This is a genomic window from Rhodococcus sp. IEGM1339 (genome assembly GCF_050321925.1).
GTDB lineage: Bacteria > Actinomycetota > Actinomycetes > Mycobacteriales > Mycobacteriaceae > Rhodococcus > Rhodococcus pyridinivorans.
In genome coordinates this window covers 35,399-51,264 of sequence record NZ_JBNQFT010000010.1, presented here as the reverse complement: position 1 = coordinate 51,264, position 15,866 = coordinate 35,399, and the positions used below count along the sequence as shown (strand labels likewise).

Annotated in this window: 12 protein-coding genes; all 12 read left to right on the top strand. The window is 70.9% G+C overall.

Annotated elements, in window-relative coordinates; all coding sequences use genetic code 11:
- Positions 1–68: 68 nt before the first annotated feature.
- Positions 69–1,901 (top strand): peptidoglycan D,D-transpeptidase FtsI family protein, encoded by a 1,833-nt coding sequence (locus tag ACQR3U_RS12135; protein WP_230810289.1) that lies wholly within the window; start codon positions 69–71, stop codon positions 1,899–1,901.
- Between the two features lie 206 nt (positions 1,902–2,107).
- Positions 2,108–3,733, top strand: a complete 1,626-nt coding sequence (locus ACQR3U_RS12130) for a UDP-N-acetylmuramoyl-L-alanyl-D-glutamate--2,6-diaminopimelate ligase (protein WP_230810269.1) — start codon at positions 2,108–2,110, stop codon at positions 3,731–3,733.
- A complete protein-coding gene (locus ACQR3U_RS12125) occupies positions 3,730–5,271 on the top strand; it encodes a UDP-N-acetylmuramoyl-tripeptide--D-alanyl-D-alanine ligase (RefSeq protein ID WP_230810270.1) in 1,542 nt (513 codons plus the stop codon). Before ACQR3U_RS12130 ends, ACQR3U_RS12125 begins: the two co-directional genes overlap by 4 nt.
- Positions 5,268–6,347, top strand: a complete 1,080-nt coding sequence (gene mraY / locus ACQR3U_RS12120; RefSeq protein WP_230810271.1) for a phospho-N-acetylmuramoyl-pentapeptide-transferase — start codon at positions 5,268–5,270, stop codon at positions 6,345–6,347. The genes ACQR3U_RS12125 and mraY overlap by 4 nt, the downstream gene beginning before the upstream one ends.
- Before the next feature lie 2 nt (positions 6,348–6,349).
- The gene (murD, locus tag ACQR3U_RS12115; protein WP_019289756.1) at positions 6,350–7,840 is read left to right on the top strand and encodes a UDP-N-acetylmuramoyl-L-alanine--D-glutamate ligase; all 1,491 of its coding nucleotides are present in this window, start codon (positions 6,350–6,352) and stop codon (positions 7,838–7,840) included.
- An 80-nt stretch (positions 7,841–7,920) separates the two neighbouring features.
- On the top strand, positions 7,921–9,408 hold the full coding sequence (ftsW, locus tag ACQR3U_RS12110; RefSeq protein ID WP_230810290.1) for a putative lipid II flippase FtsW: 1,488 nt from the start codon (positions 7,921–7,923) through the stop codon (positions 9,406–9,408).
- Positions 9,405–10,559 carry an undecaprenyldiphospho-muramoylpentapeptide beta-N-acetylglucosaminyltransferase gene (gene murG / locus ACQR3U_RS12105; RefSeq protein ID WP_033097602.1) on the top strand — a complete coding sequence of 385 codons (1,155 nt, stop codon included), beginning with the start codon at positions 9,405–9,407 and terminating at the stop codon, positions 10,557–10,559. The genes ftsW and murG overlap by 4 nt, the downstream gene beginning before the upstream one ends.
- The gene (murC, locus tag ACQR3U_RS12100) at positions 10,556–12,124 is read left to right on the top strand and encodes a UDP-N-acetylmuramate--L-alanine ligase (protein ID WP_230810272.1); all 1,569 of its coding nucleotides are present in this window, start codon (positions 10,556–10,558) and stop codon (positions 12,122–12,124) included. The genes murG and murC overlap by 4 nt, the downstream gene beginning before the upstream one ends.
- Entirely contained in the window at positions 12,121–12,894 is a 774-nt protein-coding gene (locus ACQR3U_RS12095) for a cell division protein FtsQ/DivIB (protein ID WP_372477557.1), read from the top strand. Before murC ends, ACQR3U_RS12095 begins: the two co-directional genes overlap by 4 nt.
- 245 nt (positions 12,895–13,139) lie before the next feature.
- Positions 13,140–14,366 (top strand): cell division protein FtsZ, encoded by a 1,227-nt coding sequence (gene ftsZ, locus ACQR3U_RS12090; RefSeq protein ID WP_230810273.1) that lies wholly within the window; start codon positions 13,140–13,142, stop codon positions 14,364–14,366.
- A complete protein-coding gene (pgeF, locus tag ACQR3U_RS12085) occupies positions 14,363–15,109 on the top strand; it encodes a peptidoglycan editing factor PgeF (protein ID WP_200358170.1) in 747 nt (248 codons plus the stop codon). The genes ftsZ and pgeF overlap by 4 nt, the downstream gene beginning before the upstream one ends.
- Entirely contained in the window at positions 15,106–15,840 is a 735-nt protein-coding gene (locus ACQR3U_RS12080) for a YggS family pyridoxal phosphate-dependent enzyme (protein ID WP_230810274.1), read from the top strand. The genes pgeF and ACQR3U_RS12080 overlap by 4 nt, the downstream gene beginning before the upstream one ends.
- The last annotated feature ends 26 nt before the right edge of the window (positions 15,841–15,866 follow it).

Genomic DNA, 15,866 nt, shown 5'->3' with positions numbered 1-15,866 from the left:
ACCGCTCCACCCCTCGGCGTGCACCGCAGCGACGTTCCACCCCGGCGACGCGCGGCGGCCGCGCTCGAATGCCGGCGCCGCGCGAGCGCAAGCAGCGCGACCGGACGAGTTTCGCGTTCCGCAACAAGTGGGGCCGGATCGGCATGTTCGGCATTCTGGGCGTAGCCGTCGCCCAGTTGTTGTCCGTGCAGCTCGTCCAGGCCCCCACACTGTCCGCCGAAGCCGCCAGCCAGCGCACCACCCGACTCGTCGAACCCGCGACCCGCGGCACCATCGCCGATCGCAACGGGGAACCGCTCGCGTACACCATGGAAGCGAAGGCGCTGACCTTCCAACCCGTGCGGGTGCGCAAGGAACTCGAGGAGGAACGCGCGAAGGACCCGTCCCGGCCCGAGGTCTCCGAATATCTCGAGGGCGTCGCGTCGGCGGTCCACGAGGCGCTCGGCGCCGCGGCGCCGGAGAAGGACGTGCTCGAGATGCTCGAGAGCGACGAGACCTTCGTCTACCTCGCCCGCGGCGTCGATCCGGGGGTCGCGGCGGAGATCGTCGACGAGTACGACAAGGTCGGCACCGAGCGTCAGGACATCCGTCTGTATCCGGGCGGATCGCTCGCCGCCAATCTCGTCGGCGCGACCGGCTGGGACGGACACGGCCTGATCGGGCTCGAAGCGTCGATGGACGCCGTGCTGGCGGGTACCGACGGTTCGTCCACCTACGACCGTGGATCCGACGGCGCCGTCATCCCGGGCAGCTGGCGCGACCGTCAGCCCGCCGTCGACGGTTCCTCCGTCGAGCTCACGATCGACAACGACCTGCAGTACCACGTGCAGCAGGAGGTCCAGCGCGCGAAGGACCTGTCCGGGGCGAAGAACGCCTCCGCTGTGGTGCTCGACGCGCACACCGGCGAAGTGCTCGCCATGTCGAACGACAGCACCTTCGACCCGTCGATCGGTGTCGCGAACAACCCGCCCGACGCCGAACAGGGCAACCTCGCGGTCAGTTCGCCGTTCGAACCCGGGTCCGTGAACAAGATCATCACCGCGGCCGCGGCGATCGAGGACGGTCTGACCCGCCCCGACGAGGTCCTGCAGGTCCCCGGCACGATCACCATGGCCGGCGCGACCGTCAAGGACGCCTGGGATCACGGGGTCGTGCCGTATACCACGACGGGTGTGTTCGGGAAGTCGTCGAACGTCGGCACGCTCATGCTCGCCGAGCGGATCGGTGAGGACCGCTTCGCCGAGATGCTGCGACTGTTCGGTCTCGGCCAGCGCACCGATGTCGGCCTGCCCGGCGAATCCGCGGGTCTGCTGCCCAGCCGTGAGCAGTGGTCGGGTGGCACCTTCGCGAACCTGCCCATCGGCCAGGGTCTGTCGATGACCCTGCTGCAGATGACCGCGATCTACCAGACCATCGCGAACGACGGGGAACGTGTCCCGCCGCGGGTCGTGCGCGCGACCATCGCGCCGGACGGCACGCGCACCGAGACGCCCCGTCCCGATCCGGTGCGGGTGGTGAGCCCGCAGACCGCCGCGACGGTGCGCGACATGTTCCGTTCCGTCGTCCAGTCCGATACCGGCAACCAGCAGGGCACCGGTGCGGGCGCCGCCATCGAGGGCTATCAGATCTCGGGCAAGACGGGTACCGCCCAGCAGATCGACCAGAACTGCAAGTGTTACTCGAACTCCGACTACTGGATCACCTTCGCCGGCATCGCTCCGTCCGACGATCCGCGCTATGTCGTGGGCATCATGCTCGACGCCCCGACCCGCAGCTCCGACGGCAGCGGGGGCCAATCGGCCGCGCCGCTGTTCCGCAACATCGCGTCGTGGTTGCTGCAGCGCGACGGCGTGCCGCTGTCGGCCGAACCGGAGAGCAAGTTGATCCTCCAGGTCGACTGACGAGGTGACCGTGGCGCCTCGGTAGGCTGACAGGTCGGTAACGTGACACGACGGTCGTCGCCGAGAGCGGATCGGGAACGAACCCGGAAACATCCGTCGGAGTGCCTGCAGACGAGCTGCAGCGAAGCGAGAGGAAACTGGTGCCTGTGCCATCGAGTCCGGATCCGGCTCCTCCGGAGGAGGGGCGGAGACCCGAGCACCCACCGATGACGCAGATCTCGGTTCTCGCCGACGCCATCGGGGCGCGCGTCGAGATCGTCAATGCAGCCGCCGGAGAGGATGCGGCCCGCGCGGCCGCGATCACCGGCATCGACCTGCGCGCCCAGGGCATCCGCCCCGGCGACGTCTTCGCCGCGCTGCCCGGCGCGCGCGCCCACGGCGCCTCCTACGCGGGCACCGCGCTCGAACGCGGAGCGGTCGCCGTGCTGACCGACGAGGCCGGTCGCGACCTCGTCGCCGAGGCCACCTCCGATTCGGTCGCGGTCCTCGTCCATCCCGAACCGCGTGTCGCGCTGGGGGTGGCGTCGGCCACCGTCTACGGACACCCCTCCCGGAGCATGCAGGTCATCGGCATCACGGGCACGTCCGGTAAGACCACGACGTCCTATCTCGTCGAGGCAGGCCTCGTCGCGGCCGGACGCGTCGTCGGTCTCGTCGGGACCGTGGAGACCCGGATCGAAGGCATTCGCGTGCCGAGCACCCTCACGACACCCGAGGCGCCGCAGCTGCACGCCCTGTTCGCCGTCATGCGCGAACGCGGTGTCGACACGGTCGTGATGGAGGTTTCCAGCCATGCCCTCGCACTCGGTCGCGTGGACGCCACCGAGTTCGCCGTCGGCGGGTTCACCAACCTGTCCCAGGACCATCTCGACTTCCACAAGGACCTCGACGACTACTTCGGCGCGAAGGCCCGGCTGTTCGCCGAGGACTCGCCGGTCCGGGCCCGCCGCGCGGTGGTGTGCACCGACGACGTGTGGGGACGTCGCATGGCCGAGGTCGCGCGCGCGGGCCGCGACGACGCGACCGCAGTCCGCACGGTCACCACAGGTGGCGACGGTGACGCTGCCGGCGCCGCGGCCGATTGGACGGTCACCGACGAGGTCCCCGAAGAGACGGGAGTGCAGCAGTTCACCCTGACCGGTCCGGACGGGATCGCCCGCCGCGCCACCGTCGGCCTGCCGGGCCGCTACAACGTCACCAACGCCGCTCTCGCTGTAGCGCTTTGCGCCGAGGTGGGCGCCGACATCGACGCCGCGATCCGCGGTATCGCCGATGTCGCGGTGCCCGGCCGGGTCGAACGGGTCGAGCGCGGTCAGGACTTCCTCGCCGTCGTCGACTACGCCCACAAGCCCGCGGCGCTCGAAGCGGTCATCGGAACCCTGCGCGCCGCGACCGAGGGACGCATCGCCGTCGTCGTCGGTGCGGGCGGCGACCGCGACCGGACGAAGCGGCCGATCATGGGCGAGGTCGCGGCGCGGGCCGCCGATCTGGTGGTCGTGACCGACGACAACCCACGAACCGAGAGCCCCGCCGCCATCCGCGCTGCCGTCCTCGACGGTGCACACTCCGTCCCGGCGGCCGAACGCGGCGAGATCCTCGAGATCGGCGATCGCGCCGCGGCGATCGACGCCGCGGTCGCGTGGGCCCGCCCGGGCGACGTCGTCCTCGTCGCCGGCAAGGGCCACGAGACGGGGCAGGAGATCGACGGAGTGAAGCACCCCTTCGACGACCGCGAGGTCCTCGGCGCAGCTCTCGACAAGTACCGGACCGCAGGACCCGACGATGACCATCCGCCTGCTGCGGGCGGTTCGCATCACGGAGGCAAGGCATGATCCCGATGACACTGGCTCGGATCGCGGAGGTCGTCGGGGGCACCCTGCACGACGTCGACGATCCGTCCGCCGAGGTGACCGGTTCCGTCGAGTTCGACTCGCGACGGATCGATCCCGGTGGCCTGTTCCTGGCGTTGCCCGGTGCGCGCTCGGACGGCCACGATCACGCCGCGGCCGCCGTCGCCGCCGGTGCGGTGGCGGTCCTGGCCGCACGGCCGGTGGGTGTGCCCGCGATCGTCGTGCCGCCGATTCCGCCGACCGAGACCAACGCCCTCGCGCTCGAACACGACAGCGACGGATCCGGCGCGGCCGTGCTCGCCGGCCTCGCGAAGCTCGCCCGCACCGTGGTGGACACGCTCACCGGCGTCGGCCTCACCGTCGTCGGTGTCACCGGTTCGGCGGGCAAGACGTCCACGAAGGACATGATCGCCGCCGTGCTCGCACCGCTCGGTGAGGTCGTCGCCCCGCCCGGCTCGTTCAACAACGAACTCGGCCACCCCTGGACCGCGCTGCGCGCCACCGAATCCACCCGGTTCCTCGTCCTCGAGAAGTCGGCGCGGGGCCCCGGGCACATCGCGACCCTGACCCGCATCGCCCCGCCGCGGATCGGTGTCGTGCTCAACGTCGGTACCGCACACCTCGGCGAGTTCGGCTCGCAGGAGGTCATCGCCGAGACGAAGGGCGAACTCGTCGAGGCGCTGCCCAGCGCCGCCGAGGGGGGAGTGGCGATCCTCAACGCCGACGACACCCTCGTGTCGAAGATGGCGACCCGCACCACCGGTCGTGTGGTGACCGTCGGGACCGGGTCCGGTGCCGCCTATCGCGCCGAGGACATCCACCTCGACGACCAGGCGCGTGCCTCCTTCACCGCCGTCGTCCCCGGCGCCGACGGACAGGAGCGGCGCGTGCCCGTGCGGCTCGCCGTGCACGGCGAACACCAGATCGGCAACGCTCTGTCGGCGATCGCCGTCGCCGTGGAGTGCGGTGCGACGGTCGAGCAGGCCGCCGAAGCGCTCGCGACGGCGGGTCCCGTCTCGGCGCACCGCATGGCGGTGCAGACCCGATCCGACGGGGTGACCGTCATCGACGACGCCTACAACGCCAATCCCGATTCCATGCGCGCAGCCGTGAAGGCCCTGGTCACCATGGCGCGGTCCGGTCCGGATCGCCGGCGCACCTTCGCGGTGCTGGGGGAGATGGCCGAGCTCGGGGACGACGCCGTCGTCGCCCACGACGCCATCGGGCGCCTCGCCGTGCGCCTCGACGTCACCCGCATCATCGCCGTCGGTGCCACGCGGCCGGTCCGGGGTCTGTTCCAGGGCGCCGTGATGGAAGGATCGTGGGGTGAGGAAGCGAGCCACGTACCCGATGCCGACGCCGCGATCGCGTTGTTGCGCGACGAACTGCAACCGGGCGACATCGTGCTCGTGAAGGCATCGCAGTCCGTGGGACTGTGGACCGTCGCCGAGGCCGTCCTCGCGGACGACCCCGGTGCCGGAGACAACGACGCTGCTGTGGGGACGGAGGACGCCCGGTGAGACAGATCCTGTTCGCGGCGGGCATCGCGCTCGCAGTCTCGATCCTGCTCACCCCCCTCCTGATCAAGATGTTCTCCCGGCAGGGCTTCGGGCAGGAGATCCGGGTCGAGGGCCCGCAGAGCCACCAGTCCAAGCGCGGCACCCCCACCATGGGCGGCGTCGCGATCCTCGCCGGTCTGTGGGCCGGTTACTGGGGGTCGCATCTCATCGGTACGGGATACGACGCGGAAGGTCCCACGGCCTCGGGTCTGCTCGTGCTCGGCCTGACGACGGCGCTCGGCGGCGTCGGCTTCCTCGACGACTTCATCAAGATTCGCAAGCACCGCAATCTCGGTCTGAACAAGACGGCCAAGCTGGTCGGCCAGCTGGTCGTCGCGGTGGGCTTCGGCATCCTCGCGCTGCAGTTCCGCAATGCGGACGGTCTCACCCCGGCCAGCACCGATCTGTCCTACGTGCGCGACATCGCCACGGTCTCGATGGGCTCGATCGTGTTCATCCTGTTCGTCTATCTGCTGGTCAGCGCATGGTCGAACGCGGTGAACCTCACCGACGGCCTCGACGGTCTCGCTGCGGGTTCGATGGCGCTGGTGCTCGGCGCCTACGTCATCATCACCTTCTGGCAGTACCGCAACGCGTGCGCCGTGGAGCCGACCGCCGGGTGCTACGACGTCCGTGATCCGCTCGATCTCGCGTTGCTGTGCGCCGCCGGCGCCGCCGCCTGCATCGGCTTCCTGTGGTGGAACGCCGCACCGGCCAAGATCTTCATGGGCGACACGGGCTCGCTCGCCCTCGGCGGCATGCTGGCCGGTCTGTCCATCACGACCCGCACCGAGCTGCTCATGGTGGTCATCGGCGCGCTGTTCGTCGCGGAGGCCGCCTCGGTGGTCATCCAGGTCGCGGTCTTCCGGTCCAGCCGCAGGCGGGTGTTCCGGATGGCACCCTTCCACCATCACTTCGAACTCGGCGGATGGGCCGAGACCACGGTGATCATCCGGTTCTGGTTGCTCGCCGCCATCGCCTCGGCGATCGGTCTGGCCCTCTTCTACAGCGAATACCTCGCGGCGATCGGGGACTGACCGTGAACGACGAACTCGAACGGCTCAGAGGACGGGCGGTGCTCGTCGCCGGGGCAGGGGTGTCCGGCCGCGCGACGATCGAACCCCTTACCGATCTCGGCGCCCACGTCACCGTCACCGACCGCAACGAGCGGGCACTGGCCGAGTGCGCGGCGCTCGGCGCCCGGACGGTCGACCTCGACAGTCTCGTCGACGACCCCGCTGCGCTGCGCGAGTTCGCCCTGGTGGTCACGAGTCCCGGATTCCCGCCCGACGCCCCGCTGCTCTCGCGCGCGGCCGGCGCGGCGATCCCCATCTGGGGCGACATCGAACTGTCCTGGCGCATCGACCGCGCCGAGGTCTACGGACCGGCCCGTCGGTGGCTGGCCGTCACCGGGACGAACGGCAAGACCACTACGACCATGATGCTGCACGCGATCCTCGAGGCCTCCGGCCTCGGCAGCGTCGCGTGCGGCAACATCGGTCTTCCCGTGCTCGACGCCCTGCGCCGCGACGAACCGCGGGCCGACGTACTCGCCGTCGAGTTGTCGTCCTTCCAGCTGCACTGGGCGCCCTCGGTTCGGCCCGAGGCCGGCGTCGTGCTCAACATCGCCGAGGACCATCTCGACTGGCACGGCGGCATCGAGAACTACATCGAGGCCAAACTCGGTGCGCTCACCGGCGCCGTCGGGGTCATCGGTCTCGACGACCCGATCGCCGGTGGTCTCGGCGACCGGTCCCGTGCCGTGGTCACCGTGGGCTTCACCCTGGGCTATCCCCAGGAAGGCGAACTCGGGATCAGCGGCGAACTGCTCGTCGACCGGGCATTCGCCGATTCCGCCGTGCTCGCCCGGGTGGACGACGTGACGCCGCCCGGCCCCGCCGGACTGTCCGACGCACTCGCGGCCGCAGCCCTCGCCCGGGCCATCGACGTGCCCGCCTCGGCGGTGCACGACGGCCTGCGACGGCACCGCGTCGGTCCGCACCGCGCCGCGCCGGTCGGGCAGGTCGACGGCGTCGAGTACATCGACGATTCGAAGGCGACCAATCCGCACGCGGCCCGTAGTTCGCTGCTCGCCCGCGACCGCGTGGTGTGGATCGCCGGTGGTCTGCTCAAGGGCGCCCGCGTGGACGACCTGGTCGCCGAGGTTGCGCCGCGACTGTCCGGAGCCGTGCTGCTCGGCCGCGACGCCGGCGACATCGCCGACGCGCTGGCGCGACACGCCCCGCAGGTCCCGGTCGTCGTCGTGGACACGGGCGACGATGAAGCGATGACCGATGCGACGAGCGAGACCGACACGTCTTCGGTGAGGAGGGCCGTGGCACGGGGCGCCGACGGTCCTGCCGCGATGCGCGTGGTGGTCCGGGAAGCGGCCGCACTCGCCTCGCCGGGGGAGACGGTGCTGCTCGCCCCGGCCGCGGCATCGCTCGACATGTTCGCCGATTACGCGGAGCGCGGCCGGAGTTTCGCGTCCGCGGTCGAGGAACTCCGCGGGGGCGGGACGCAACCGTGACCCCTCGGGCAGGAGCGACCCGAGCAGGGGCGAACACCGACGAGCCGGTGGTCGGAGTACGCGGCCGGTTCGGGGCCTGGATGGCGCGACCGCTCGCGTCCTTCCATCTCGTGGTGACGATCGCCGTCCTGCTCACCGTGCTCGGCCTCGTCATGGTGCTGTCGTCGTCGAGCGTCGGCGCGGTGGCCGCGGCGGGATCGGCCTACGGATTGTTCACCTCCCAGGCGATCTTCGCCGTCCTGGGCATGGTGATCTTCTACATCGCGCTGCAGATCCCGGTCCGGGTGATGCGACGCTTCGCCTTCCCGGCGTTCGCGTTCTCGGTCGTGCTGCTCGTGCTCGTGCTCATACCGGGCATCGGTACGGTCTCGCAGGGCACCCGGGGGTGGTTCGTCATCGCCGGTATTTCGTTGCAGCCGGCGGAGATCGCCAAGATCACCCTTGCCGTGTGGGGTGCGCACCTGCTCGCCTCCCGGCGTGGGGAGAACTCGACGCTGCGCGAGATGCTCGTCCCGCTCGTCCCGGCCGCCCTGCTCGTGACCGGCCTGATCGTGCTCCAGCCCGACCTCGGCACCACCGTCTCGATCGTGATCATCGTGATCGCCCTGTTGTGGTTCGCGGGACTGCCGCTCAAGGTGTTCCTCGGGATCGTCGGCACGGCCGCCACACTCGCGGTGATCCTGGCCTTGACGGCCGGCTATCGCTCGCAGCGTGTGCGGGCCTTCTTCAACCCCGGCGACGACCCGCAGGGTGCCGGTTACCAGGCGCGACAGGCGAAGTTCTCCCTCGCGGACGGCGGCCTGTGGGGTCGCGGGCTCGGTCAGAGCCGCGCGAAGTGGAGTTATCTGCCCAACGCCCACAACGACTTCATCTTCGCGATCATCGGTGAGGAACTGGGCTTCCTCGGTGGAGTGGCCGTCATCGGCCTGTTCGGTCTGTTCGCCTACGTCGGACTGCGGATCGCGATGCGCTCGGCCGACCCCTTCCTGCGCCTGTTCACTGCGACGGCGACGACGTGGATCATCGGCCAGGCCTTCATCAACATCGGCTACGTCGTGGGACTGCTGCCCGTGACCGGCCTGCAGTTGCCGCTCGTGTCGGCCGGTGGTACCTCGACGGCCACCACCCTGCTGATGTTCGGCCTGATCGCCAACGCAGCCAGACACGAACCCGAGGCCATCGCCGCGCTGCACGCGGGTCAGGACGGCCGGTTCGCGCGGCTGCTGCGCCTGCGCAAGCCGGAGGCCTACCGGGCCGGTCGCTCCTCGGCGGCGCGTACGGTCGCAGCACGACAGCCGCGAGCGCGGGCCGCGGCGCCCGAGCGCAGTGCCCGCCCCGCGTCGAAAGGTGGGGGATCGCGCAAGCGGCAGTCCCCCGCACCGAACGAGCGGCAACGGGGAGCCGCGACGGACCGCCGGACATCGGCAGGCCGGACGGAACCCCGGGAGGGGACCGGCCGGGCCCGGCGTGCACAACCTGCACGCGAACCGGCTCGCGGCCGGCAGCAGACGAACCGCACGACACGCGGATCGAGCGGACGAAGCGGAGAGAGAGGGAACCGTAGGTGAGTGGGGAGAGGCCGGCACTGTCGGTGGTGGTGGCCGGAGGCGGCACGGCCGGTCATATCGAACCGGCACTCGCGGTGGCCGACGCCGTTCGCGCACTCGTGCCTGACGCGCGGATCACCGCGATCGGCACCGAACGGGGACTCGAGACGACGCTGGTGCCGCGCCGCGGATATCCCCTCGAACTCATCCCACCGGTGCCGCTGCCCCGCAAGCCGACGGTGGACCTGCTGAGACTTCCCGGCCGGGTGGTCTCGTCGGTGCGCCGTACCAGGCAGATCCTCGACGAGGTCGGCGCCGACGTCGTCGTCGGTTTCGGCGGGTACGTCGCGTTGCCCGCCTATCTCGCGGCCGGAGCCGGTCCGCTGCGCCGACGCCGGCGCATCCCGGTCGTCGTCCACGAGGCCAATGCCAGTGCGGGCATCGCCAATCGCATCGGTGCCCTGCGGGCCGAGCGCGTGCTCGCCGCCGTCCCGCGCTCGGGAATCGTCCGGCGCGGTGACGCGCAGATCGTGGGGATCCCGGTCCGCTCGTCGATCACCGGTCTCGACCGCGCCGGGCTGCGCGCGGAGGCACGCCGGCACTTCGGTCTGCCCGACGACGTACCCGTGCTGCTCGTCTTCGGTGGGTCGCAGGGTGCACGCTCGCTGAACGAGGCCGTGTCCGGCGCGTCCTCGGCACTCGCGGAGGCCGGCATCGCGGTGCTGCACGCGCACGGACCGAAGAACACCGTGGACATCCCCGCCCATGTCGGTCACGCCCGCGCCCCGTACGTCACCGTGCCCTATCTCGAACGGATGGACCTCGCGTACTCCGCCGCCGATGCGGTGGTCTGCCGGTCCGGGGCCATGACGGTCGCGGAGGTCTCGGCGGTGGGTCTGCCCGCCGTGTACGTGCCGCTCCCGCACGGGAATGGTGAACAGGAACTCAACGCCCGCCCCGTCGTCGAGGCCGGCGGTGGCAGGATCGTCGCCGACGGCGACCTGACTTCGGACTATGTCGCCACGGAAGTGGTGTCGCTGCTCGGCGACGAGCGGAGACTCGTGGAGATGGGGCGCAGCGCCGCGGCCGCTGGTCACCGCAGCGCCGCAGACGAGATGGCGCGCATAGTGCTCGAGGTTGCCGGAGTGGAACCGAACAGGAGTGAACGATGAGTGCGCAGTTACCCGCCGAACTCGAGCGGGTGCACATGGTCGGTATCGGCGGTGCCGGGATGTCGGGCATCGCCCGGATCCTGCTCGCCCGTGGGGGACAGGTATCGGGTTCCGACGCGAAGGAGAGCCGCGGTGTGCTCGCGCTGCGGGCCCGCGGCGCGCAGGTCCGCATCGGCCACGCCGCCGAGGCTCTCGACCTGCTGGAGGGTGGTCCTACCGCCCTGGTCACAACGTTCGCGGCTATCCCGAAGGACAATCCCGAACTGGTCGCCGCCCGCGAGCGGGGCATCCCGATCCTGTTGCGACCCGCGGTCCTCGCCTCGCTGATGCGAGGGAACCGCACCTTCCTGGTCTCCGGCACCCACGGCAAGACCTCCACGACGTCGATGCTCGTCGTCGCGCTGCAGCACTGCGGCCTCGATCCGTCCTTCGCGGTGGGCGGTGAACTCAACGAATCCGGGACCAACGCCCACCACGGCAGCGGGGACGTCTTCGTCGCCGAAGCCGACGAGAGCGACGGCTCGCTGCTGCAGTACGACCCGAACACCGTGATCGTCACGAACATCGAGGCCGATCACCTCGACTACTTCGGCACTCCGGAGGCGTACACGGCGGTCTTCGACGAGTTCGTCGCCCGCATCGCCCCCGGCGGCCTGCTCGTCGTCTGCCTCGACGACCCCGGCTCGGCGGCCCTCGCCGAGCGCGTCGTCGCCCTCGGCCGCGACGACCTGCGGGTGCAGGGTTACGGCACCGCCGACGTCATGGGCACCGCGGGCGACCACCGCGGCGTTCCCGTCGGGGTGCGGCTGCTCGGCTGGGAGGCCAAGGATGTCGGCGGCGTCGCCGAGTTCCACCTCGCGGGTGAGGATTCGCCGCGCACCGTGCGACTGTCCGTCCCCGGCCGGCACATGGCGCTCAATGCTCTCGCCGCGCTGCTCGCCGCGCTCGAAGCCGGAGCGCAGGTCGACGAGGCGCTGGAGGGCCTCGCCGGTTTCGGTGGTGTGCACCGGCGGTTCCAGTACACCGGCCGCGAACACGGCGTGCGGGTGTTCGACGACTACGCCCACCATCCCACCGAGGTCCGCGCGGTCCTCGCGGCCGCGGCCGAACTCGTGGCGGGAGAGCCGCTGCGCTACACCGAGACCGGCACCGAACGGCCCCGCGTGATCGTCGTCTTCCAGCCGCATCTCTACTCGCGCACCGAGGCGTTCGCCACCGAGTTCGGACAGGCTCTCGACCTCGCCGACGAGGTCGTGGTGCTCGACGTCTACGGCGCCCGGGAGGAACCGATCCCGGGTGTGAGCGGTGCGCTGGTCGCGCGGGCGGTGAGCAAGCCTGTGCACTACCAGCCGAATCTGTCCGCGGTGCCGCGGCAGGTCGCGCGTCTGACCCGGCCGGGTGATGTCGTGATCACGATGGGTGCCGGTGACGTCACGATGCTGGGCCGGCAGATCCTCGACGCGCTCCACAGCAAACCGGGTCGTTTCCGTCCGGCTGGGGCGGCTCCCGAGCCCGGCGGATTCCGCGCACCAGGCGGTTCCGGACCGGGGCCGATCGGCTCGTGACGCCCGCCGCCGTCTCGTCACGCCGCCGTCGCGGACGACCGTCACGCGAACCGCGTGAGCCCGACGAAGCCCGCGAACGCAGCACCGCCCGCCGCCCGTCCGGGCGGTCGGTGCGCCTGCGGACGGTACTGCTCGGGGCGGCTGTCGTCGCGGTGCTCCTCGGCGCCATCGCGGTGGCCTGGCTGTCGCCGTTGTTGTCCGTGCGGGTGATCGAGGTGGACGGGATCGAGGTCGTCACCTACGACGAGGTGGTCGACGCGCTCGCGGTCGCCGAGGGCACGCCGCTGCTCCGGGTCGACACGGCCGCGGCGGCCCAGCGGGTCGCGACGATTCCGCGTGCGGCGTCGGCCCGGGTCCAGCGGGTCTATCCCTCCACCGTCCGGGTGACGGTGACCGAGCGCGAGGCGATGGTCTTCTTCGACGCCCCCGACGGCACCCACTCTGTCGACATCGAGGGAGTGGACTTCGCGGTCGAGCCGCCTCCGATGTTCACTCCCCGTCTCGTCACCCCGACGCCGGGCACCGGCGATCCCGCGACCCGCGCCGCCGTGGAGGTGCTCGACAAGTTGCCGCCCGACCTGCGCGTGCAGGTGGAGACGGTCGAAGCGCCCTCCCCGTCCGACATCTCGATCGTCCTCACCGACGGGCGTGTCGTGGTGTGGGGTGGAACCGATCGTTCCGAGCGGAAGGCGGCGGTCGTCGGCCCGCTGCTGACACAGCCGGGGGAGCGATTCGACGTGGCGAGTCCCGACCTGCCGACGGTGAGGTGAGGGATCGACGAAATTCGTCCGGCGTGTCCGGCGCGTCTACTGGCTAATCCCGGTACCCGTGCCATAGCGTTTCGGACAGTCGCGTTACTTGACATAACCTTCAAGCTGTGGTTGAGGGTTTGTCGGGGCAGCGCGCTGCGGAGCCGTCCGCCCGACCGGCGGACGTGACCGACATCGAGCCAGACCCAGACCCAGCACCACCCGGACACCATGCACCACCCGGAACTTCAGGAAGGCGAGAGCACATGACGCCCCCGCACAACTACCTCGCCGTAATCAAGGTCGTCGGTATCGGCGGTGGCGGCGTGAACGCGGTCAACCGCATGATCGAGCAGGGACTCAAGGGAGTCGAGTTCATTGCCGTCAACACCGACGCGCAAGCCCTGCTCATGTCGGATGCCGACGTCAAGCTCGACGTCGGCCGCGAACTGACCCGCGGACTCGGCGCCGGCGCAGACCCGGAGGTCGGCCGCAAGGCCGCCGAGGATCACAAGGACGAGATCGAAGAAGTACTCAAGGGCGCCGACATGGTCTTCGTGACCGCAGGCGAGGGTGGTGGAACCGGTACCGGCGGCGCTCCCGTCGTCGCGAGCATCGCCCGCAAGCTCGGCGCGCTCACCGTCGGTGTCGTCACGCGTCCGTTCTCGTTCGAGGGCAAGCGCCGCGGCAGTCAGGCCGACACCGGCATCCAGACGCTGCGCGAGTCCTGCGACACGCTCATCGTCATCCCCAACGACCGGCTCCTCCAGCTCGGCGACGCCGCCGTCAGTCTCATGGACGCCTTCCGCTCCGCCGACGAGGTGCTCCTCAACGGTGTCCAGGGCATCACCGACCTCATCACCACCCCGGGTCTGATCAACGTCGACTTCGCCGACGTCAAGGGCGTCATGTCGGGTGCCGGCTCCGCGTTGATGGGCATCGGCTCGTCGCGCGGTGAGGGTCGTGCGATCAAGGCCGCGGAGGCCGCGATCAACTCGCCGCTGCTCGAGGCGTCGATGGAAGGCGCGCGCGGCGTGCTGCTGTCGATCGCCGGCGGATCCGATCTCGGCCTGTTCGAGATCAACGAGGCTGCCTCGCTCGTGCAGGAGGCCGCGCACATCGACGCCAACATCATCTTCGGCACGGTCATCGACGACTCGCTCGGCGACGAGGTCCGCGTGACCGTCATCGCCGCCGGCTTCGAGGGCGGAACGCCTGCCCGCCGTCCCGTCGAGGTCGGCCAGCAGCAGCAGGGGCAGGCGCAACAGCAGCCCCCGCAGCAGCAGCCGGCCGGTCGGCCCGGTGCGATCGGCGTCGCGCGCGCCGGCGAACTCGGCCGTCCCGAGCGCGAGACCGTCGAAACCACCCCCGTGCGCGAGCAGCCCCCCGTCGGCAACCAGCCGCCGGCCGGAGGCGGCAACGCACCCCGCAGCGTGGACATCGACGACGACGGTGACGACGACGTCGACGTGCCGATCTTCATGCGCCGTTGACGGCTCCGCACCGCCTGCTGCGCGCCCGCCGGGTCGTGACCACACGAGCCGGCGGGGTGTCCGCAGCTCCGTACGACAGTTTCAACCTCGCCGACCACGTCGGTGACGACCCGGCCGCAGTCGCTGCCAACCGGCGGCGGCTCGCGTCCGTCATCGGGCTGCCGCCCGAGCGGTTCGTCTGGATGGAACAGATCCACAGCCGCAACGTCACCGTGGTCGACGCGCCGGTGTCCGAACCCGTTCCCGCCACCGATGCGCTCGTCACCCGCGAGACCGGGCTCGCGCTCGTGACCCTCAGCGCCGACTGCGTGTCGATCCTGCTGTCCGACGAGGTGGCCGGGGTGATCGCCGCGGTGCACGCCGGCCGGGTGGGGGCGCGCATCGGGATCCTCCCGCGCGTGCTCGACGTCATGGTCGATCTCGGCGCCCGCCCCGATCGCATCGGTGCGCTGCTCGGACCGGCCGCGAGTGGCCGGCAGTACGAGGTGCCCGCGGCGATGAGGGCCGATGTCGAGGCACACCTGCCCGGCAGCGCGACCCGCACGAACCGCGGTACTCCCGGACTCGACCTGCGTGCCGGACTGCGCCGCCAGCTCGCCGATCACGGCGTGACCGCCGTGGTGGAGGATCCGCGCTGCACGATCGAGGACACCTCGCTGTTCAGCCACCGGCGCTCGGCACCCACGGGGCGGTTCGCCTCGGTCGTCTGGCTCGAGGAGGCCGGCGAGGAGGGAACGGCGTGAGCGCCCCCACCTCCGAGGAGCGGCGCGACGAACTCGCCGGACGTCTCGCCGCCGTACGCGAGCGGCTCGACGCCGCGGCGCGCGCCGCCGGACGCGATCCGTCGGACGTCGCGTTGCTGACGGTCACCAAGTTCTTTCCCGCCTCCGACGCCGTGCTCCTCCACGAGCTGGGATGCGAACGCTTCGGCGAGTCCCGCGAGCAGGAGGCAAGCGCGAAGATCGCCGAGTTCCGGGAGAGCGTCGACGCGCCGGTCGAGTGGCACATGATCGGGCGGGTGCAGCGCAACAAGGCCCGTGCCGTCGCCCGTTGGGCGCACACGGTGCACTCGGTCGACAGTCTCCGTCTCGTGCAGGCCTTCGAGAAGGGGGCGCGGGCCGCCCTCGACACCGGCGAACGCACCGTACCGCTGCGGGCACTGCTGCAGGTCAGCCTCGACGGCGACCGGGAGCGCGGCGGCGTGGTCGCCGAGGATCTTCCCGCCCTCGCCGAGGCGGTCGCCGCGTCCGAGGTCCTCGAACTCGGAGGCCTGATGGGAGTGCCGCCGCTCGGGTGGGAGCCCGAACGGGCATTCGAGCAGCTTCACGCCATGCATGCACGGTTGCTGCAGGACCACCCGGCGGCGGTGGAGCTGTCCGCGGGCATGTCGGGTGACCTCGAGCACGCGGTTCGATGGGGTTCGACGTGCGTGCGTGTCGGAACGGCGGTCTTGGGGTATCGACCGTTAGCCTGAATGACATCCGCCGCGCGAGGGAAAGG

Excerpts from the sequence above, each read along its gene's own strand:
- ACQR3U_RS12135 (WP_230810289.1), top strand. The coding sequence starts at position 69 with ATGCCGGCGCCGCGCGAGCGCAAGCAGCGCGACCGGACGAGTTTCGCG.
- ACQR3U_RS12130 (WP_230810269.1), top strand. The coding sequence starts at position 2,108 with ATGACGCAGATCTCGGTTCTCGCCGACGCCATCGGGGCGCGCGTCGAG.
- ACQR3U_RS12125 (WP_230810270.1), top strand. The coding sequence starts at position 3,730 with ATGATCCCGATGACACTGGCTCGGATCGCGGAGGTCGTCGGGGGCACC.
- ftsW (WP_230810290.1), top strand. The coding sequence starts at position 7,921 with ATGGCGCGACCGCTCGCGTCCTTCCATCTCGTGGTGACGATCGCCGTC.
- murC (WP_230810272.1), top strand. The coding sequence starts at position 10,556 with ATGAGTGCGCAGTTACCCGCCGAACTCGAGCGGGTGCACATGGTCGGT.
- ftsZ (WP_230810273.1), top strand. The coding sequence starts at position 13,140 with ATGACGCCCCCGCACAACTACCTCGCCGTAATCAAGGTCGTCGGTATC.